The organism is Nitrosophilus alvini (assembly GCF_015100395.1).
Classification (GTDB): Bacteria; Campylobacterota; Campylobacteria; order Campylobacterales; family Nitratiruptoraceae; genus Nitrosophilus; species Nitrosophilus alvini.
In genome coordinates, this window is record NZ_AP022847.1 from 18,325 (window position 1) to 36,525 (window position 18,201).

General features: G+C 38.6%; 21 protein-coding genes. 12 read left to right on the top strand and 9 right to left on the bottom strand.

Going from position 1 to position 18,201, the window contains the following annotated elements:
* Positions 1–21 precede the first annotated feature (21 nt).
* Positions 22–864, bottom strand: coding sequence for a polyamine aminopropyltransferase (gene speE, locus EPR_RS00125; protein ID WP_200762938.1), 843 nt, complete (start codon positions 862–864; stop codon positions 22–24).
* A gap of 117 nt (positions 865–981) precedes the next feature.
* On the opposite strand from speE, the gene EPR_RS00130 reads away from it, so the two are divergent.
* The 3 genes from EPR_RS00130 to EPR_RS00140 all read left to right on the top strand — a co-directional run bounded on the left by EPR_RS00130 (position 982) and on the right by EPR_RS00140 (position 3,027).
* Positions 982–1,200 carry a hypothetical protein gene (locus EPR_RS00130; RefSeq protein ID WP_200762939.1) on the top strand — a complete coding sequence of 73 codons (219 nt, stop codon included), beginning with the start codon at positions 982–984 and terminating at the stop codon, positions 1,198–1,200.
* A 79-nt stretch (positions 1,201–1,279) separates the two neighbouring features.
* Positions 1,280–2,275 carry a phosphoribosylformylglycinamidine cyclo-ligase gene (gene purM / locus EPR_RS00135; RefSeq protein ID WP_200762940.1) on the top strand — a complete coding sequence of 332 codons (996 nt, stop codon included), beginning with the start codon at positions 1,280–1,282 and terminating at the stop codon, positions 2,273–2,275.
* Entirely contained in the window at positions 2,272–3,027 is a 756-nt protein-coding gene (locus EPR_RS00140) for a YdcF family protein (protein ID WP_200762941.1), read from the top strand. Before purM ends, EPR_RS00140 begins: the two co-directional genes overlap by 4 nt.
* On the opposite strand, the gene EPR_RS00145 is transcribed toward EPR_RS00140, so the two are convergent.
* A complete protein-coding gene (locus EPR_RS00145) occupies positions 3,020–3,643 on the bottom strand; it encodes a phosphoribosyltransferase (protein ID WP_234697136.1) in 624 nt (207 codons plus the stop codon). The two genes, EPR_RS00140 and EPR_RS00145, sit on opposite strands and share 8 nt — an antisense overlap.
* A gap of 70 nt (positions 3,644–3,713) precedes the next feature.
* On the opposite strand from EPR_RS00145, the gene dtd reads away from it, so the two are divergent.
* The 4 genes from dtd (at position 3,714) to EPR_RS00165 (ending at position 5,847) form a co-directional block, all read left to right on the top strand.
* The gene (gene dtd / locus EPR_RS00150; RefSeq protein WP_200762942.1) at positions 3,714–4,160 is read left to right on the top strand and encodes a D-aminoacyl-tRNA deacylase; all 447 of its coding nucleotides are present in this window, start codon (positions 3,714–3,716) and stop codon (positions 4,158–4,160) included.
* A complete protein-coding gene (pgeF, locus tag EPR_RS00155; protein WP_200762943.1) occupies positions 4,157–4,849 on the top strand; it encodes a peptidoglycan editing factor PgeF in 693 nt (230 codons plus the stop codon). Before dtd ends, pgeF begins: the two co-directional genes overlap by 4 nt.
* Entirely contained in the window at positions 4,839–5,324 is a 486-nt protein-coding gene (locus EPR_RS00160; protein WP_200762944.1) for a hypothetical protein, read from the top strand. The genes pgeF and EPR_RS00160 overlap by 11 nt, the downstream gene beginning before the upstream one ends.
* Before the next feature lie 106 nt (positions 5,325–5,430).
* Positions 5,431–5,847, top strand: a complete 417-nt coding sequence (locus EPR_RS00165) for a hypothetical protein (RefSeq protein WP_200762945.1) — start codon at positions 5,431–5,433, stop codon at positions 5,845–5,847.
* A gap of 62 nt (positions 5,848–5,909) precedes the next feature.
* On the opposite strand, the gene EPR_RS00170 is transcribed toward EPR_RS00165, so the two are convergent.
* The 6 genes from EPR_RS00170 to rsmA all read right to left on the bottom strand — a co-directional run bounded on the left by EPR_RS00170 (position 5,910) and on the right by rsmA (position 12,124).
* The gene (locus tag EPR_RS00170; protein WP_200762946.1) at positions 5,910–7,100 is read right to left on the bottom strand and encodes a replication-associated recombination protein A; all 1,191 of its coding nucleotides are present in this window, start codon (positions 7,098–7,100) and stop codon (positions 5,910–5,912) included.
* Entirely contained in the window at positions 7,093–7,491 is a 399-nt protein-coding gene (locus EPR_RS00175) for a secondary thiamine-phosphate synthase enzyme YjbQ (protein ID WP_200762947.1), read from the bottom strand. The genes EPR_RS00170 and EPR_RS00175 overlap by 8 nt, the downstream gene beginning before the upstream one ends.
* Positions 7,460–8,242, bottom strand: coding sequence for a pseudouridine synthase (locus EPR_RS00180; RefSeq protein ID WP_200762948.1), 783 nt, complete (start codon positions 8,240–8,242; stop codon positions 7,460–7,462). Before EPR_RS00180 ends, EPR_RS00175 begins: the two co-directional genes overlap by 32 nt.
* 44 nt (positions 8,243–8,286) lie before the next feature.
* Entirely contained in the window at positions 8,287–9,249 is a 963-nt protein-coding gene (locus EPR_RS00185; RefSeq protein WP_200762949.1) for a KpsF/GutQ family sugar-phosphate isomerase, read from the bottom strand.
* Positions 9,250–9,462: 213 nt separating this feature from the next.
* Positions 9,463–11,319, bottom strand: coding sequence for a ribonuclease J (locus EPR_RS00190; RefSeq protein ID WP_200762950.1), 1,857 nt, complete (start codon positions 11,317–11,319; stop codon positions 9,463–9,465).
* Positions 11,288–12,124 carry a 16S rRNA (adenine(1518)-N(6)/adenine(1519)-N(6))-dimethyltransferase RsmA gene (gene rsmA, locus EPR_RS00195; RefSeq protein WP_338037308.1) on the bottom strand — a complete coding sequence of 279 codons (837 nt, stop codon included), beginning with the start codon at positions 12,122–12,124 and terminating at the stop codon, positions 11,288–11,290. The genes EPR_RS00190 and rsmA overlap by 32 nt, the downstream gene beginning before the upstream one ends.
* Before the next feature lie 123 nt (positions 12,125–12,247).
* On the opposite strand from rsmA, the gene hisF reads away from it, so the two are divergent.
* From hisF to EPR_RS00215, 4 genes are all read left to right on the top strand, one after another.
* On the top strand, positions 12,248–13,009 hold the full coding sequence (gene hisF, locus EPR_RS00200) for an imidazole glycerol phosphate synthase subunit HisF (RefSeq protein WP_200762951.1): 762 nt from the start codon (positions 12,248–12,250) through the stop codon (positions 13,007–13,009).
* Complete coding sequence (locus tag EPR_RS00205) at positions 13,006–13,569, top strand: phosphorylase family protein (RefSeq protein WP_200762952.1); 564 nt, start codon at positions 13,006–13,008, stop codon at positions 13,567–13,569. The genes hisF and EPR_RS00205 overlap by 4 nt, the downstream gene beginning before the upstream one ends.
* On the top strand, positions 13,550–14,620 hold the full coding sequence (rlmN, locus tag EPR_RS00210) for a dual-specificity RNA methyltransferase RlmN (protein WP_200762953.1): 1,071 nt from the start codon (positions 13,550–13,552) through the stop codon (positions 14,618–14,620). The genes EPR_RS00205 and rlmN overlap by 20 nt, the downstream gene beginning before the upstream one ends.
* Positions 14,621–14,711: 91 nt before the next feature.
* A complete protein-coding gene (locus EPR_RS00215; RefSeq protein WP_200762954.1) occupies positions 14,712–15,683 on the top strand; it encodes an NAD(P)-dependent oxidoreductase in 972 nt (323 codons plus the stop codon).
* 26 nt (positions 15,684–15,709) lie between these two features.
* Here the strand turns inward: EPR_RS00215 and EPR_RS00220 are convergent, their stop codons facing one another.
* Positions 15,710–16,606: an RluA family pseudouridine synthase gene (locus EPR_RS00220; RefSeq protein WP_234697137.1), complete on the bottom strand. Its 897-nt coding sequence runs from the start codon at positions 16,604–16,606 to the stop codon at positions 15,710–15,712.
* 192 nt (positions 16,607–16,798) lie between these two features.
* On the opposite strand from EPR_RS00220, the gene purB reads away from it, so the two are divergent.
* Positions 16,799–18,127, top strand: coding sequence for an adenylosuccinate lyase (gene purB / locus EPR_RS00225; protein WP_200762955.1), 1,329 nt, complete (start codon positions 16,799–16,801; stop codon positions 18,125–18,127).
* The last annotated feature ends 74 nt before the right edge of the window (positions 18,128–18,201 follow it).

Genomic DNA, 18,201 nt, shown 5'->3' on the forward strand with positions numbered 1-18,201 from the left:
AGTTGCTTTTAATTTTATATTTTACCATTTGTAAAGTTCGCCCAACTCTTTTTTCACATATGTGGGAAGAGTGAAGCTTGATATATGAATATCTGAGTTGTAATATTTGAGATTATCGATCAAATCTGCTCTTTGAAGAATTATATCGGCGGTAGGATGATAAAACTTGCTTCCTACGATAAAGTTCCAGTTGCATCCAGGATACATATACATCTCGAATCTGTAGGGCATCGTTATTTTGAAAAAATCTCCTATGACTCTCATTATCTCTTTGTGAAGAGGCATATCTATCCACCAGCTTTCACCCTGCGCCACAACTATTCCGTCATCTTTCAGTATTCTGTTTATATGTGCATAAAATGTTTTGTTAAAAAGACCTTCTGCAGGACCTTCAGGGTCGGTAGAATCCACAAGAACGATGTCGTAAGTCTTATCTTTCGCCTCTCTTACAAACTCTGTTCCGTCTCCTATGATAAGGTTGAACCTGGGATTGCTCCACACTTCGTCAAACTGTGGGAAAAACTCTTTGGAGATATTTACTACCTCTTCGTCGATTTCTACCATATCAACGTTTATTCCTTCATGTCTTAAAAGCTCTCTGGCTGTTCCACCGTCTCCTCCTCCTATAATAAGAACACGCTTAGGGTCTTTATGTGTACATACAGGAACATGCGCAATCATCTCATGATATATAAATTCATCTTTATCGCAAAGCATTCCGTGCCCGTCTATGACCATTATACGCCCGAACTCTTTTGATTCGTATACTTCTATCGTTTGATATCTACTTCTTTTTTCAGCCAGTTTTTTTTCTACTTTTACAGCCTGTTTGAAAAAGCCGTTATGTATCTCTTCAAACCACATACTTAATCTCCGATAATTTTTGTCTGATTTTATCATAACTTTTTTAAAAGCTTTTTAGCCCGGTCTCTTATGGTATAATTTGAAAAAAAATTTAGGGAGAGAAGGGGGGATGCTTACATGTGTGGAGACAGAGCGCAGAGAATTTTGATGGCGATAATGCTGGGACTTTCCATGTATCTTTTCGTTACCGGTCAGATACAGTTCGGGGTACTTTTACAGACTTTTATCATTATCATGATTTTGATATTTGCATTTACCAATTTTTGCCCGAGTCTCTGGTTTTTCAACAAAGTATTCGGAAAGTGCAAATGGAATGAGAAAAGTGAGGAGTCTTAAGCCGTCAGTTTTTAAAGTTGACTGCCAACTGATAGCTTCACTGGTTTAAATCACGAATTATTAAGTGTGAAGGAAAAAAATGAGTATAAGCTATAAAGATGCCGGTGTGGATATAGATGCCGGTGCTAAATTGGTCGAAGAGATTAAACCGTTTGTCAAAAAAACTTTCAACGAAAACGTTATAGGCGGTATAGGCTCATTTGCCGGTGCCTATGCGCTTCCTGTAGGATACAAAGAGCCCGTACTGCTTGGGGCTACCGATGGGGTAGGGACAAAACTGAAACTTGCTATCGAATCCAAAAAGTACGATACTGTAGGTATCGATCTGGTAGCAATGTGTGTGAACGACCTTATATGCAGTTTTGCCGAGCCGATGTTTTTTCTTGATTATTATGCTACCGGAAAACTTGATGTTGACGCAGCCAAAGAGGTGATTAAAGGTATTGCCGAAGGTTGCAGGGAGAGTGAGTGTGCTCTTATCGGAGGAGAAACTGCCGAGATGCCGGGAATGTATAGTGAAAATGACTTTGACCTGGCTGGTTTTGCGGTAGGTATTGCCGAAAAAGAGGATGTTGTAAAAGAGAGGGGTGTCAAAGCAGGGGATGTGTTGATAGCTCTGAAGAGCAGCGGTGTACACTCCAACGGATTTTCACTGGTAAGGAAACTCTTTTTTGACAAACTCAAATGGCACCACCATACCGAATTTGAAGGAAAACCACTTATAGATGTGCTTTTGGAGCCGACCCGCATATATGTGAAAACATACAAAAAAGTAAAAGAGAAAGTAAAAGCTCTTGCACATATTACCGGAGGAGGGCTGATAGAAAATCTTCCGAGAGTACTTCCCGAAAATGTAAAGGCTGTCGTCAGGAAAAATCATATTGAGCCGCTGCCGATATTTGAGTTTATGGGTAAATATATCGATGAAGAAGAAATGTTCAGAACCTTCAATATGGGTGTGGGAATGGTTCTTGTTGTAGACCCTGCAGATGTAAAGGATGTTATGTCTCTTAGCGGAGGATATATCATAGGAGAGCTTGAAGCTGGCCAAAGGGGTGTAGAAATTATCGAATGATATATATAGTTTCAAAACTTTTTACATATCTTCTCCTGCCGCCTGGAATATTTATACTCATTTTGGCGGCATCCGCTTTTTTTGCCAAAAGATTCAGAAAAATTTTGCTATTTTCGGCACTGGTTTTCTGGCTTTTTTCTACCGATTTTGTCCCTCATATGCTTTTGAAGCCTCTTGAATACAAAAGTTTTCAAAATTCGGATACCAAACCGAATGCAGTTGTTGTTTTGGGAGGAGGCGATGTGAATTTTGCACCCAATCTTCCTTTGACGGCCGATGGAACAAAAAGAGTTTTATGGGGATTTATGGAGGCCAAAAAAAGAAAATTGCCCCTAATATACAGCGGAGTAGAGAAGGGGGCCGAAAAGTGTTTTGACGAGATAAACAGCTCTCTTGGACTGGGATTTGAAAATTCTCACAGACTCAAGGCGATGTGCTACTATCTGGAAAATGTCAGCCGCGATACTTTCGAAAATGCAAAATATACAAAAGATATTTTTAAAAAAAAGGGTATAAAAAATCCCAAAATAGTGCTTGTAACTTCAGCTTATCATATGCCAAGAGCAAAAAAACTTTTTGAATATTTCGGATTTGAAGTCGAACCATCTGCTACAGACTATAAAACCGGCGAAAAACTAAAGATAGACATATGGTCTTTTTTCCCAAAAATGAGGAATTTCAAAGATTCCTATATTGCACTGCACGAATATTTTGGACTGCTCAGTCTGTTTATCAGGGGTGTTCTTATTTGAATTTTTTCAATATATCAAGAACTTCATCGTCGCTAAGCTGATGAAAATCATAATAGAACTGTCCTACCGCCATAAAATCGGGCGGGGTCTGAAGTATCACAACTTCGTCAGCCGATTTTTCCAGTTTTGAAACCACATCAGGAGGAGCAACGGGAGCGGCAATGACTATTTTTTTGGCTCCTTCTTCACGAAGGGCATCTGTGGCCAGGAGCATACTTGCCCCGGTTGCTATACCGTCGTCAACTATGATAACCGTTTTGTCTTTAAGGTTGATTCTTTTTTTGCCGTAAAGAGCTCTCTTCTCTTTCATCTCCCGCATTTTCTGTTCGGCTCTCTCTTTTATATACTCATCCGCAACATTGAGCATGATTTTTGCATGTTCGTTTACATACACAAAACCGTTTTCGCTCACTGCACCAATGGCTGCCTCTTCATTGTATGGGCTAGGAATTTTCTTTACGAAAAAAATATCCATAGGGATATGTAGTTTTTCGGCTATTACCGCTGCTACAGGTATGCCGCCTCTTGGAAGAGCAACTATGACACTGTCGCTGTTTTCATACTCTTTAAGTTTTTCTGCAAGTTTGAGACCTGCTTCATAACGGTCTTTAAACATGATTGCCTCCTTTGAGACTTATAGTATCATTATATATCAAAAAATATCAAAAGTCATCAAAGGAGAAGTTTTGATAGCTCTTCTTCAAAGAGTCAAGAGATCAAGCGTCACTGTAAACGGCAGAGAAATTGCAAAAATAGGGAAGGGTATAAATATACTGCTTGGAGTTTTAAAAGAGGATAGTGAAGATGATATACACAAGTTGGTAGACAAGATAGTAAATCTGAGGATTTTTTCGGACAGTGAGGGGAAAATGAATCTTTCTATAAGGGATGTGGGAGGCGAAGCGCTGATAATCAGCCAGTTTACTCTTGCCGGCAGTGTCAAAAAAGGGCGAAGACCGAGTTTTGATAAAGCTATGGAACCTGGAAGGGCAAAAGAACTGTATGAGAAATTTTGTGAAAACATAGGAGAGTATATAGCTGTAAAACAGGGAGTATTCGGGGCGATGATGGAAGTGGAAATTTTAAACGACGGACCTGTAACATTTATCATTGATTCCAAAGAACTGAAATGAGATATCTCTTTACAAATCGTCACGGCGGATACAGCAAAGAGCCTTATTCCACTTTCAATCTCGCTTTTCATGTGGGAGATGATCCAAAAAACGTGGAAAAAAACAGGAATTTTCTGAAAACTTTGATAAAAGCTGATCGTATTGTATTTATGGATCAGGTACACGGCGATAGGGTCGTTGCGATTGATGAAAAAAATATAAACGATATCCACAGATGCGATGCGGTTTTGACCCATCTAAAAGATGTGGCTCTTTGTGTCATGGTAGCCGATTGTAATCCAATTTTGCTCTATGAACCCCAAAAAGAGATAGTAGCTGCCGTTCATGCAGGCAGAAACGGGACATTTCTGGGTATTGTACAAAAGAGTGTTGATATGATGAAAGAATTCTATGGCTGTGACTCTTCAAAGATTATGGCATTTATAGGACCTTCTATCAGAAAATGCTGTTATGAAGTGTCAGAAGAGATTGCAGGTGTTGTCAAAAAGTGTTACGGGCGAAAATATATCCATAATGAGAGATTTCTGGATTTGGCAGCTATGAATATAGATCAGCTTAAATCTTCAGGCCTCAAAGAGGAGAATATCAATCTCACTCCTGTATGTACATGCTGCTTTAAAGACTATTTTTCATACAGAAGAGATAAAATAACCGGAAGATTTGCAGGAGTTATAAAAAATGGAGATTAATTCACTGTTTGGGATTATCCCCGATCTGCCGGGAGTGAGGGTGTATCAGTTCAGTGATAATATCGATTTTTCAAAAGAACTTTCCAAAGAAGCCAGAAACAGAGATTTCGAACTGGAGATTGTTGTTTTCAGTGAAGATTTCTTTTATAAACTGAACTCTTTGGAAGGCGAAAACATAAAGTTAAGAAAAGTAGAGTTTAACAAACCCAAATACAATCTTCGTTCCACACTATACGATACCGTTTTTGTAAATATCGATATATCGACACTTCAGGATATTGAGCTATTTTTCAGAAAAATATACAGAATGATGAAGAATGCGGCAAATATTATAGTCCCTGTTTCAAAAGAGTGTAAAGAGGAGATTGCTGCTCTTTTGGAGAAGTGCAACTACGTGGCAATCAACGATATAGACTTGGATGAAAAAAATTGTGCGATTGTAGGTAGGAAGATGCATGGATGGGCAAGGGTATAACAGGTTACAAGAAGGATAAATAATATAAAATTTCCCACTCGATTTTAATAAATTGTATTTTTTGAAGCTATAATATTAAGAGGATCTCTAAAACAAAGGATAAGTTTTGTTGTATACAGTTATACATATCATACATCTACTGGCAGCATTTGTATATGGCGGTTTTCTTTTTGTGGATATTCTTTTTCTCTCCAAAATGGGGCAGACTTTGACTGCGGAAGAAGCAGCCAAAGCTAGGGAAGCGATCATGATCCATGTACGCAAGGTTGTACCCTATGCACTGTTTGTAGTGGTAGGGACAGGGATCTATATGTTTTGGAATGTTTTTGGAGAAGTGGGGGATGAGGGGCTGACCCGTTTTCAGATGTTACTGTTAATCAAGGCGTTTTTGGGTTTGTGGCTCGGTATACGGGGTTTTAATCAAAAAGTTTTCAAAATCAATCCCTGGGTTTTCAAAAGCCACTATTTTCCTTTTACTCTTGTTGTCATTATCATAATATTGTCGCAGTTAATGTGGATGTAGGCAGAAACAGGGAAATATTTATTTATTTTACAACAGAGAACCTCTATTGGTCAAAAAGCTGTTTAGGAGGATCTGTTCTTTATTTTTCTGATCCATTCGTTCAGGGTCTTTTCAAATCCTATATCTTTTGATTTGTAAAATTTCAGGTTTTTTGCAAGATATTTCTGTTTTACATATCCTCCGAAATCATGGGGATAGAGATATCCGCCGGGCGAAGGTGATTTCAGGTAGTTTGGCACCGGTAGCAGAACCCCATCTTCTATCGCTTTCATTGCGTTGTTGATAGCCTTGTATGCGCTGTTTGATTTTGGGCAGGAGGCAAGATAGATAACACATTGGGAAAGTATTATCCTGGCTTCTGGATATCCTATTTTTGAAACTGCAAGCATTGTGCTTACAGCAAGGTTCAGGGCGTTCGGGTTTGCGTTTCCTATATCTTCGCTTGCAAGAATGACCAGTCTTCTTGCAATATATTCCGGAGGTTCCGCGGCGGCTACAAGTCTGGCAAGGTAGTATAAAGAAGCGTCTATATCACTGCCCCTGATGCTTTTTATCATTGCACTTATGAGATTGTAATGGCTCTCTTTCGAGCTTGAACCCTCATGCAAAGAAGCGGGACGAAGGGATTTGAGTGTTTTTAAATCTATCTTTTTTGTTATTGCCAGTGCAGATTCCAAAAGTTTTAGCATACTTCTTGCATCTTTGGCGCAAGAAGAGATGATATACTCTTTTGCATCATCTTCTATCTCAAAATCGATAAGCTTCCGGGCTCTTTGAAATATCTTTTCCAAATCTTTCTCTTCAAGAGGTTTGAACTCGAACAGAAAGGATCTGGACCTTATACCGGCTGTTAGTGAGAAGTAAGGGTTTTCGGTACTTGCACCCAATATCAACGCTTCGTTTTTTTCCATTATCGGCAGAAGGACTTCCTGCTGGGTTTTGGAGAGTCTATGCACTTCGTCTATAAAAATGATAGGTTTTTCGAATGAGCCTCTGTACATAGATACTATTTTTCTTATCTCCTCTATTTTGAGACTTGTAGCATTTAGCTCATAAAAAGGAGCATCAAGTTCGTTTGCTATTATTCTGGCAAGAGTCGTTTTGCCGCATCCCGGAGGCCCCCAGAAGAAAGAGTGCGAAATTTTTTTGGCTTTTATAAGTTTGTAAAACGCTGCATCAGGGGAGAGCAGATGGGGCTGTCCAGCAAAATGCTCAAGGTTTTTTGGTCTTAGAATTTCGGCAAGATTATCCATTTACTACTTTTATATATATCTCTCTTGTCTCTCTGGGGCCGTCAAATTCACAGAAAAAAATTCCCTGCCATTTTCCCAGGAGAGGTTTTGCATCTTCTACCGGAATCGAGACGCTTGTTCCTGTTATACCGGATTTTATATGTGCATCTGCATTTGTTCCTGCATGGGCATACCTTATATTTGAGGGAACAAGCCTGTGGAGTTCTCTGAGAAAATCTCTTTGAAGATTAGGATCAACGTTTTCAAACAGTATAACACTGGCGGTTGTGTGCGGCGTAAAAATAGTGCATACACCGCTCTTTATACCGGACTTTATAACTGCTTCTTTAACGATTTCGGTTATATCTATCATTTCCGATTTATGATCGGATTTTAGTGTTACCTTTTGCATTTTGCTCCTTTAAAAATTTTTTGAGGTCATCATACTCTTTTCTGGTAAGATATCTTGTTTTGCCTGTGGGAAGAGCACTGAGTGTGATACCGCCGTATTCGAGTCTTTTAAGGTCAACCACTTCTCTTCCGAAATGGGCAAAAAAGCGTCTTATTTCCCTATTTTTCCCTTCTCCTATGGCAATTTTGAGTTTTGAGTACTTCTCATCGTTTTTTATTATCTGATAGGCGTAGAAAGGTGCGAATGTCATCGATTTGACTTTGCTTTTTTCATGTCCTCCCGCGGTTGCGTCTTCAAGCTCAAGTCCCTCTTCCATAGCCTTTATCATCTCTTTTGTGATACTTCCTCTGATTTTAACTTTGTAGATTCTCTCCAAAGAGGAGTTCATAAGAGTGTGAGCCACTTTCGGAGAATCGGTGAGCAGCAGCAGCCCCTCAGTGGCAAAATCGAGTCTGCCGACAGGTATAAAATGTCTGAATTTTGCAGGAAGAGTATCATAGATTGTTCTTCTGCCTCTCGGGTCTTTTTTGGTGACCAGTTCGCCTTTTGGCTTATTGTAAACAATGACTGTAAAGAGGTTGTCTTCCGTTACCTTTTTTGAGCCTATATAGACCTCATCATCTTTTTGAACATCGTAAAAGGGCTCTCTTACAACTTTGCCGTTTACTTTTACTCTGCCTTCCTGAATGAGTCTGTCGGCCTCTCTTCTGGAATATGTGGTATTGTGTGAAATATATTTGTTAAGCCTCATCTCTCTTCTTTATCTGTATCGTTGTCGTTAAAACAGACTATCAGCTATTTTATCCCCGCTTCAACAAGGTCATGAATATGGAGCACACCTGATATTTTATCATTTTCATCTGTAATTACAAGCATCTGTATTTTATGATCTTCTATAATTTTGAGCGCGTCGCTGGCAAGAATGTTTTCGTCTTTGCATATTTTCGGATTCAGGTTTGCGTATTTTATTGCTTTTTCTTCCAAGGAAAAATCCTCTTTCATAAGTGCACGCCTAAGGTCACCGTCGCTTAAAACAGCTTTTAAAGATCCGTTTTTGTCCGTAATGAGGACGTTTCCGAGTCTTCCTTCGCTAATAGCTACAACAGCGTCTTTGAGTTTTGCATTTTCGCTAATAACCGGAAGGTTCTCTTTTCTCATCAGATCTTTTATCTTTATAAAAAGCCTCTTACCGAGACTTCCTCCCGGATGAAAAGTTGCAAAATCCTCTTTTTTGAAACCTCTTTTTTTCATAAGGCATACAGCAATAGCATCTCCCAGAGCCATAGTGAGGGTAGTGGAAGAGGTAGGGGCGGCATCAAGCGGACAAGCCTCTTTTTCAACTTTGATAGAAATAAATATATCGCTATATCTGCCCAGGGTAGAATCTTTTGACTTTGCCATGGCAATCAATGGAATATCAAATCTCTTTATATGAGGAAGTATTTTGATAAGCTCTTCGCTTTCGCCGCTGTAACTGATAGCCAAAACGGCATCTTCTTTTCCTATCATCCCCAAATCGCCGTGAAGAGCTTCAGTAGGGTGTATAAAAAAGCTAGGTGTTCCTGTACTTGCAAGAGTGGCGGCTATTTTTGCCCCTACAAGACCGCTTTTACCCACACCCGTAACGATAAGTTTACCTTTGATTGATGATATGGTTTTTACCGCTTCATTGATGTTCTCTCCGATTCTGTTCTTTGAGTCGATTAAAGCGTCCGCTTCTGTCTGAAGTACATCTTTGGCTATTTTTACAAAATCCATTGTTTTGCCTTCTCTTTTTGATTCGTGATTGGTTTTATACCAACACTCACACCCACACTCACACCCACACTCACACTAATACCAACATGCCCACATATCTTTCATGTTTATTTATCGGTTAACTGCCGTCTGCCGGTTCGTCGCTACGCTCCAAACATCGGTATCGGCTTGCGGCGCTAAAAACGACAAATTATTGTCGTTTTTTTACACGCCTCACATTATAAATATAGTCGGGACTATTGTTGGATATTTTTTCATTTTTCTGAATATATGTTTTCTTACTGCCTGTCTCAGTTCGTTTTCCAGTCTTCTGGGTGCAGAGATGAGTTCGGGTTTCATATTTTGCAAAAAGTGTTCTATTACCTCTTCTATCTCTTTTGCAAACTCTTTGTCATATTTGTCCGCTACAAGTCCAAAACTTGAAACTTTCGGTTTTGAGATAAGTTTTCTGTCATTTTCCGAAATTTGGGCAACTATCATTACGATACCTTCCGTTGCCATTTTCTGCCTATCAATAACAACGTCGCTTTCGATTTCCTGATTTATCTGATTGTCTATATAGGTTTTTCCGGTTCTTATACTTTTTACTTTTTTAATATATTTCGGAGTCAGTTCAATCTGGTCGCCGTCTTGCATAAGGAATATGTTTTTTTCAGGTATTCCGCATTTAACAGCTGTCTCTTTATGTTTCGTCAGGTGGTTATATTCTCCGTGGACAGGCAGAAAGAATTTGGGTTTTGTAAGCCTCAACATCAACTTTTGCTCTTCCTGTGCCGCATGACCTGAGACATGTATTTCACTGAAGTCCTGATATGCTACTGTAGCGCCGCATTTTTGCAAAAAGTTTATAACGGAAGAGACGCTTCTCTCATTTCCTGGAATCGCTTTTGCAGAAATTATTATCGTATCGCTAGGTTTTATTTTTACGTGTCTGTGTTCATTGGTTGCCATTCTATACAGTGCACTCATAGTTTCGCCCTGGCTGCCTGTTGTTACAATGAGAATCTCGTTGTCACTGTATTTGCCTATCTCATGAGCATCTATAAAGATGTTTTGCGGAAGTTTTATATATCCAAGTTGCATCGTTGTCTCAAGGTTTCTCTCCATTGATCGTCCGATGACGCATACTTTTCTTCCATATTTTATGCCGTGTTCAATCGCCTGATATACCCTGTGAATATTTGATGAGAAGGTGGACATGATGACTCTTCCTTTTGCTCTTGCAAAAAGGAGGTCAAAAGTAGGGCCAACCGTGCTTTCGCTTTTTGTAATTCCTTCATTGTGAGAATTGGTGCTGTCGCTAAGAAGTGCAAGTACACCTTTTTCGCCGTAATGAGCGAGTCTGTGCAGATCGGTAGGATAACCGTCGATAGGGGTGTGGTCAATTTTGAAATCTCCAGTGTGTATAATAGTTCCTGCTTCCGTGCTGATAGCAAGAGCAGAAGCGTCTATTATAGAGTGAGTGATATGTATCCATTCAACTTCAAAATCTCCTATTTTTATAGGTTTCCTCTTCTCTACGTATCTGAACAGATTTTTAAAGCTTCTCAAGTTATGCTCGTCAAATTTGTTTGCGATCATACCAAGTGGAAGCGGTGTTCCGTATACAGGAAATTGCATCTCTTTAAATAGATATGGTACTGCTCCTATATGGTCTTCATGGGCATGGGTTATGATGATTCCTGCAATTTTGTCTTTTATCTGTCTGAGATAAGTGAAATCGGGTACGAGTATATCCACGCCGTGCATATCTTCAGTGGGAAAACTCATGCCAACATCAATGATAATGGCACTCTTTTCCGTTTCTATTACAGTTATATTGCCTCCGATTTCACCCAGTCCGCCAAGAGGCGTTATTTTTATTCTGCTTTTTGTATTGATTGGATATTTTGGTTCATTAGAGAGTCTATTTTTTTGTACTCTTTCATTTGCCTCAATGGCTTTTTTTATATCTCTGTACCATCCAAGAGATTTTTTTTGTTTGTACTGCTGCTTTGCAGGTTTGTTTTGTGCAGGTTTTAAATCGTTCTGTTTTTGATTATTCTGCGCTTGATTGTTTTTCTCTTCCATCTATCGTCCTTTTTTCCAGAAAATTGTATAACCGGTGATAGATGGATGTGGTAGCTTGATGAGGTCGTATAGTTGGTTCGATACCGGCTTTTTCAAATGTATTTTTCAATATCTCTTTATTATAGCCGGCTGACAGATTTTTAAGAAGCGTTTTACGGGGTTGTTTGAAAGCGGTTTTTAAAAACTTTTCAAACATGGAGTCTCTCAAACTCCTCTTTTTTTTAATCAACAGAACCGCTGATGTCACTTTAGGTTTTGGTTCAAATGATTCCGGTCCCACATCAAAAAGAATTTTTGCTTCTCCGGCGCTTTGTGCAAGAACTGCCAAAGAAGAAAACTCCCTCTCCCCGCTTTTGGCTGCAAACTTTTGTGCTACCTCTTTTTGTATCATAACAACTATATTTTTACAATTGGGGTCTTTTAAAGCCCTTAAAATTATAGTTGTCGCAACGTAATAGGGTAGGTTTGCAACCAGATCATACGCTTCGTCTATCAGTTTTTCTTTCCAATGATTCAGTGCATCCTCACAGATGAGTGTCAATTTCTTTTTTTCAATCTCTTTTTCAAACTTTTTTTTGAGGATAGCACACAAATCTCTATCGATCTCAAAAGCTATCACATCCTTCTGGCTTAATAGCTTCTGTGTTAAATCACCTAATCCAGGCCCAATTTCAACAATCTTGTTTTTGGTTTTGGGCATCGATTCGATGATCTTTTCAAGTACTGCGCTGTCTTTCAGAAAATTTTGTCCAAACTGTTTTTTGGCCTTATGCTCGATACTTTCTCCTTGTCTACCCCTGATGATACATAATTTTTTCTTACATTTAGATAATTTTGATATTTAGGTTGTTATTATAATCTCTTTTTTGCATTATAGCAATAGTAGTAGTATAATTTCATTAGTTAAAAAAAGAGGATCAGGGAAGCAATGAAAGAATATTTTGCAAAAAGAATTATACCGTGTCTTGATGTAAAAGACGGCAGAGTTGTAAAGGGAGTTAATTTTGTCGGACTCAGAGATGCGGGTGACCCGGTTGAGGTTGCCAAAAGATATAATGAAGAGGGTGCTGACGAGATAACATTTCTTGATATTACAGCAACACATGAAAACAGAGATACTATTGTTCATATTGTTGAAGAAGTTGCAAAAGAGGTATTTATACCTTTGACTGTGGGAGGCGGGATAAGAGAGCTTGATGATATATACAGACTCTTAAATGTTGGATGCGACAAAGTAAGTGTAAATTCTGCAGCGATAAAAAGACCGGAATTTGTTGACGAAGGTGCCAAGAGATTTGGAAGCCAATGTATAGTTGTTGCTATAGATGCAAAAAAAACAGGTGACGGATGGAATGTTTTTATAAATGGCGGAAGAATTGATACCGGCAAAGATGTTATAGAGTGGGCAAAGGAGGTTTATAACAGAGGGGCAGGTGAAATACTTCTTACATCAATGGATGCAGACGGAACAACTACCGGGTATGACCTTCCTCTTACAAAAGCGGTAAGTGAGGCTGTTGATATACCTGTTATAGCAAGCGGCGGTGCAGGAACAATGGAACATATAAAAGATGCTTTCCTGAACGGTGCGGATGCTGCTCTTGCTGCAACTATTTTTCACTACCGCCAGATTGATATAATGGAACTGAAAAGATATCTTTACAAAGAAGGGATACCGGTAAGACTATGATTGTATGTGCTGGCGATATTGAACAGTTTTCTTTTGCTCATCCTGTTGGTATAGGGCTGATAAATTCTGCTATAAATCTTACAAGACTTGCTCTCCTTGACAAACCAGAATTTTTAATTTTTGCCGGGACTGCAGGAAGTTACGGAGAATACAGACCTTTTGATATAGTTGAGTCCAGAGCTTCTTCGAATATCGAAATATGTTTTTTTGAAGACAGATGCTATACACCTATTGATAATGTTATAACAAGTGACGGAATAAATGTTTCACATGAAACAATTGTAAACTCTTCAAACTATATTACTACCGATTCGACAGTCGGGAAATTTTTTAATAAACATAATATCGGTATAGAAAATATGGAATTTTTTTCGGTGATGAGTGTTGGAAAGGAGTTTGATATTCCGTGTGGAGGAATATTTGTCGTAACAAACTACTGCGGGCCTGATGCCCATAAAGAGTTTAAAAGAAACCATAGAAAAGCCATGAGACTTTTAAACGAATATATATATGAAAAATATCCTGGATTGAAAGGTATGAGTGAAAAAGACAATTCTTGACTATACAAATGAAGAGCTTCAAAATATAGTATCTCCTAAATTCAGGGCTAAACAGATATATCAGTGGATATATCAAAAAAATGCCGACTCTTTTAATGATATGACAAATATTCCAAAAGAGCTCCGAAAAAAACTTGATGAAGAGTTTGAGATATCTTCAATGCAGATAATCAAAAAGGAACAGAGCAAAGACGGGAGCAAAAAATATCTTTTCGGTCTTAAAGACGGGCATACAGTTGAAGCTGTTTTGTTGCCTATGAAAAAAGAGCAGAAAGATGAAGCAGGAAATATTATCAAAGAGGCCAAATATACCATATGTGTCTCCACTCAGGTGGGATGCAAGGTAGGGTGTTCTTTTTGTCTGACTGCCAAAGGAGGTTTTGTAAGAAATCTGACTCCCGGTGAGATAGTAGGGCAGGTTCTGGAGATAAAAAAAGATAACGATATCGCTGCCAATAGGAGAGTGAATATTGTTTATATGGGTATGGGTGAACCCTTGGATAACCTCGACAATGTTGCAAAATCTGTAAAGATATTTTCCGACCCCAATGGTCTGTCTATATCACCTCGCCGTCAGACAATTTCAACAAGCGGTCTAGCTTCAAAAATAAAAAAGTTAGGCGAGATGAAGTTGGGGGTTCTTCTTGCCATATCTTTACATGCGGTGGATGATGAACTTCGTCAAACACTGATGCCGATAAACAAAGCGTACAATATTTCATCGATTATGGAGGCGGTAAGAGGCTTTCCTGTTGACCAGAGAAAGAGAGTAATGTTTGAATATCTTATGATAAAAGATCTCAATGATAATATAAAAAGTGCAAAAAAACTGGTAAAACTATTGCACGGTATAAAAGCAAAAGTAAACCTTATCTACTTCAATCCCTATCCCGGTTCGCCATACAAAAGACCCGATCCAAAGCGTGTAAAAGAGTTTCAGGAGTATCTGTTGAAACACGGTGTATTATGTACGATAAGGGAATCAAAAGGACTAGATATCAGTGCTGCGTGCGGACAGCTTAAAGAAAAAGAGATAGCGGAGGGAAGATGACACTGCTTGATTATGCGATGCTTATAATTGTCGGGATAACATTCTTGGTGGGAGTGATCGGCTTTATAATGGTAAACAAAAAGGACCTGTAATGAAAATAGCTTTTTTTGAGGTTTCAAACGAAGATATCAGATTTTTCAAATCAAAAATAAAAAATGCAAAATGCTTCTTTTATTCACAGACACTCAATGAATTCCTGAAAAACTGTGAATTTGCAGACTTTGATGCAATATCCGTTTTTGTACATTCAAAAGTCACAGAGTCCGAGATAGAAAAGCTTCCCAATCTTAAATATATTCAGACCCGCTCAACCGGATATGATCACATAGACTGTTCAATTTTGGCAAAAGAACGTATAGCTGTATCAAACGTAAAAGGGTACGCAGGTCCGGCTGTAGCAGAATTTGTCTTTTCTCTTCTGCTCAATATCTCGAGAAAAACATATATAGCAGTCCAAAGATCCAAAAACTATAATTTTCAGTATCAGGATCTTCTCGGATTTGAGCTTAATTCCAAGAAAATAGGTATAGTGGGTTTTGGGACGATAGGAAGGCATTTGGCAAAACTCGCTTCCGGTTTTGGTATGAAAATCTTTGTATATTCCAGAAACTATGACGAAGAACTTATAAAAAAGCTTAAAATTGAAAAAAGTTCATATGAAGATATTCTAAAAAATTCTGATGTTATAGTGTTTGCTGTTCCTTTGACAAAAGAGACATACCATATGCTGAACATCAACAATGCTTCCCTTTTAAAAGAGAGCTGTATAGTAATAAATCCCGCCAGAGGAGAAGTGATAAGTCTTGAAGCACTCGATCTTCTTTCAGATAGGATATACGGAATCGGTTTGGATGTGATAGAGGGTGAAAAAATGCTCTTTAAAAATGTTGATGCACTTAAACAAAAAGAGATAATAAAAAGGGACAATGTTCTTTATACACCCCATATGGCTTATTTTACAAAGGAAGCACTGGATAGAATAAGAGAAAAATCTTTAAAAAATCTTATTGCGTTTATGGAAGGAAGAGAACTTCCTGATGAGATAAAGGTTTGCGAACACTAAAAATTTAAGGGTTTAAATTCATATCATCAATACACCGCTTTTTTACACTCTTCTAAAAAATTTTGTTTCGAATAGATTTTATATCTGTTTTTATATTCGAACTCAATCCAGTTTGCATGCAGCATAAGCCGTTTGTAACCAGTATGAAAAATCCTCTCTTTTTCGGATAGTTTCTTGTCAAGATATTTTATGGCGATATCTGTATCCACTCCGTATATAGGATCTCCCACTATCGGATGTTTCACGTGAAACAGATGTATTCTTATCTGATGCTGACGACCTGTCAGCGGGATCGCTTCCACAAGAGTCATGTTGTTGAAATACTCCAGCGGTTTTATGATAGTCTGAGCTTTTTTCCCCTGTTTGTCTATAAGAACTTTTAGCCTTATTGTGGAAAAATCTCTGTTCTTTTTTATGGGTTCGTCTATAAAAAGCTCCTTCTTCAATCGTCCTTTTATGAGGGCAAGATATCCTTTTTTTATCTTTTTCTCTTCAAAAGCGCGTTTGATTTCTGTTTCAGCCTCTTTGTTTGCGCTTACTATCAAAAGGCCGCTTGTTTCCATATCGATGCGGTGTGTAACATTTGCTTCAAATCCCAGGTGTGCTCTTGCCTCATCAAGCAATGAGTAGGGAGTTCTTCTGTTTCTGGGGTGCACGATCAGACCGCTCGGCTTGTCGAAAACGGCAAATTCCGGAGTTTTGAAAATAGGTTTGAGACCTTTTGAAGAGGGTTCGAAAAGCAAAACTTCTATTTCGCCGCATAATGACAACGATTTGTCTTTTACTGCTGTACCCTTTACAAATACTCTGCCTGTATCTATCAGTTTCTGCGCAGTCCCCTGTGTAATATTCAGTTCTCTCATCAAAAAACCGAAAAGTTTTTGTCTGTTTTGTATATAGAATCTCTTCTTTATAAATGCCAACCCAATCCTTTATAAGAAAATATTATATTTAAATATTTTGTAATCCTGTGATTTTTTAAGGACATTTTTGTTAATATTTTATCAAAATGATCTCTTTGGATAAAGCGGCAACTTATAAAATGCCTCTTTAAGGCATTTTACCTTTTTTGCAGCATATATTCAAAGAAGGTCTATTCATTAAAAGAGGTGGTTATGGTAGAGAGATATTCACGAAAAGAGATGGCTGAAAAATGGACTATGCAGGCAAAGTATCAGGCTTGGCTAGATGTGGAGATAGCAGCGGTAAAAGCTTGGCACAAATTGGGTCTAGTTCCCAAAGAGGATATGGAAAAGATTGTCAAGAACGCAAAATTTGACCTGAAAAGAATAGATGAAATAGAAAAAGAGACAAAACATGATGTGATCGCATTTCTAACGAGTGTTGCAGAAAGTCTGGGCGAAGAGAGCAGATGGGTTCATTACGGAATGACCAGTTCCGATACAATCGATACGGCAGTAGCACTTCAGATGAGAGACTCTTTGAAACTTGTTATAGAAGATGTGGAGATGGTTATGGAAACCATCAAAAAAAGAGCGTTTGAACACAAAATGACTCTTATGGTCGGACGCAGTCACGGTATTCACGGTGAGCCTATAACATTCGGTCTTGTTCTTGCCATATGGTATGACGAGATGAGAAGGCATCTAGAAAACCTGAAAGAGACTCTTGAGGTTATAAGTGTAGGTAAAGTGAGCGGAGCTATGGGAAACTTTGCCCATGCTCCCGTTGAGCTTGAAGAGTACGTATGCGAAGAGCTTGGGCTAAAACCTGCTCCGGTATCAAATCAGGTGATACAAAGAGACAGATATGCAAGGCTGTTCAGTGCACTGGGACTTCTTGCCTCAACAGTAGAAAAAATAGCCGTAAATATCAGACATTTTCAAAGAACAGAAGTCTATGAAGCGGAAGAATACTTCAGCAAAGGGCAGAAAGGCAGCTCTGCAATGCCTCATAAAAGAAATCCGGTGCTCAGCGAAAACTTGACAGGACTTGCAAGAGTTATAAGAAGCTATGTCATACCTGCTATGGAAAATGTTGCACTTTGGCATGAAAGAGATATCAGTCACTCTTCTGTGGAGAGGTTTATCCTGCCTGACGGATTTATAACTACGGACTTTATGCTTCACAGACTAAACAATGTTTTGGCAAATCTTGTTGTGTATCCCGAAAATATGATGAAAAACCTAAACCTTACAGGCGGGCTTGTGTTTTCACAAAGGGTCCTTCTGGAACTTCCCAAAAAGGGTGTCAGCCGTGAAGATGCGTACAAAATAGTACAGAGAAACGCTATGAAAGTATGGGAAGAGATACAAAAAGGGCATGCTCCGCTGAATGAGAAAGGAGAGAGCCTCTTTTTGCAATATCTATTGAATGATAAAGAGCTCAGAGAAAAGATGAGCGAAGAAGAGATAAGGGAGTGTTTCGACTACAGCTACTATACAAAAAATGTAGACAGGATTTTTGACAGAGTATTTAAGTAAGGGGTGAAGTTGTGAAACAGTTCGGCGCTTTTTGCCGTTTCACTGTTTCGCACTTCAATTTATAGCAGAAGGGG

Coding starts and splice junctions, on each gene's coding strand:
- purM (WP_200762940.1), top strand. CDS start 1,280: ATGAGTATAAGCTATAAAGATGCCGGTGTGGATATAGATGCCGGTGCT.
- pgeF (WP_200762943.1), top strand. CDS start 4,157: ATGAGATATCTCTTTACAAATCGTCACGGCGGATACAGCAAAGAGCCT.
- EPR_RS00190 (WP_200762950.1), bottom strand. CDS start 11,319: ATGGAAGAGAAAAACAATCAAGCGCAGAATAATCAAAAACAGAACGAT.
- EPR_RS00185 (WP_200762949.1), bottom strand. CDS start 9,249: ATGGATTTTGTAAAAATAGCCAAAGATGTACTTCAGACAGAAGCGGAC.
- EPR_RS00180 (WP_200762948.1), bottom strand. CDS start 8,242: ATGAGGCTTAACAAATATATTTCACACAATACCACATATTCCAGAAGA.
- EPR_RS00215 (WP_200762954.1), top strand. CDS start 14,712: ATGAAAATAGCTTTTTTTGAGGTTTCAAACGAAGATATCAGATTTTTC.
- EPR_RS00140 (WP_200762941.1), top strand. CDS start 2,272: ATGATATATATAGTTTCAAAACTTTTTACATATCTTCTCCTGCCGCCT.
- EPR_RS00205 (WP_200762952.1), top strand. CDS start 13,006: ATGATTGTATGTGCTGGCGATATTGAACAGTTTTCTTTTGCTCATCCT.
- purB (WP_200762955.1), top strand. CDS start 16,799: ATGGTAGAGAGATATTCACGAAAAGAGATGGCTGAAAAATGGACTATG.
- EPR_RS00160 (WP_200762944.1), top strand. CDS start 4,839: ATGGAGATTAATTCACTGTTTGGGATTATCCCCGATCTGCCGGGAGTG.
- EPR_RS00145 (WP_234697136.1), bottom strand. CDS start 3,643: ATGTTTAAAGACCGTTATGAAGCAGGTCTCAAACTTGCAGAAAAACTT.
- hisF (WP_200762951.1), top strand. CDS start 12,248: ATGAAAGAATATTTTGCAAAAAGAATTATACCGTGTCTTGATGTAAAA.
- speE (WP_200762938.1), bottom strand. CDS start 864: ATGTGGTTTGAAGAGATACATAACGGCTTTTTCAAACAGGCTGTAAAA.
- EPR_RS00130 (WP_200762939.1), top strand. CDS start 982: ATGTGTGGAGACAGAGCGCAGAGAATTTTGATGGCGATAATGCTGGGA.
- EPR_RS00170 (WP_200762946.1), bottom strand. CDS start 7,100: ATGGATAATCTTGCCGAAATTCTAAGACCAAAAAACCTTGAGCATTTT.
- EPR_RS00175 (WP_200762947.1), bottom strand. CDS start 7,491: ATGCAAAAGGTAACACTAAAATCCGATCATAAATCGGAAATGATAGAT.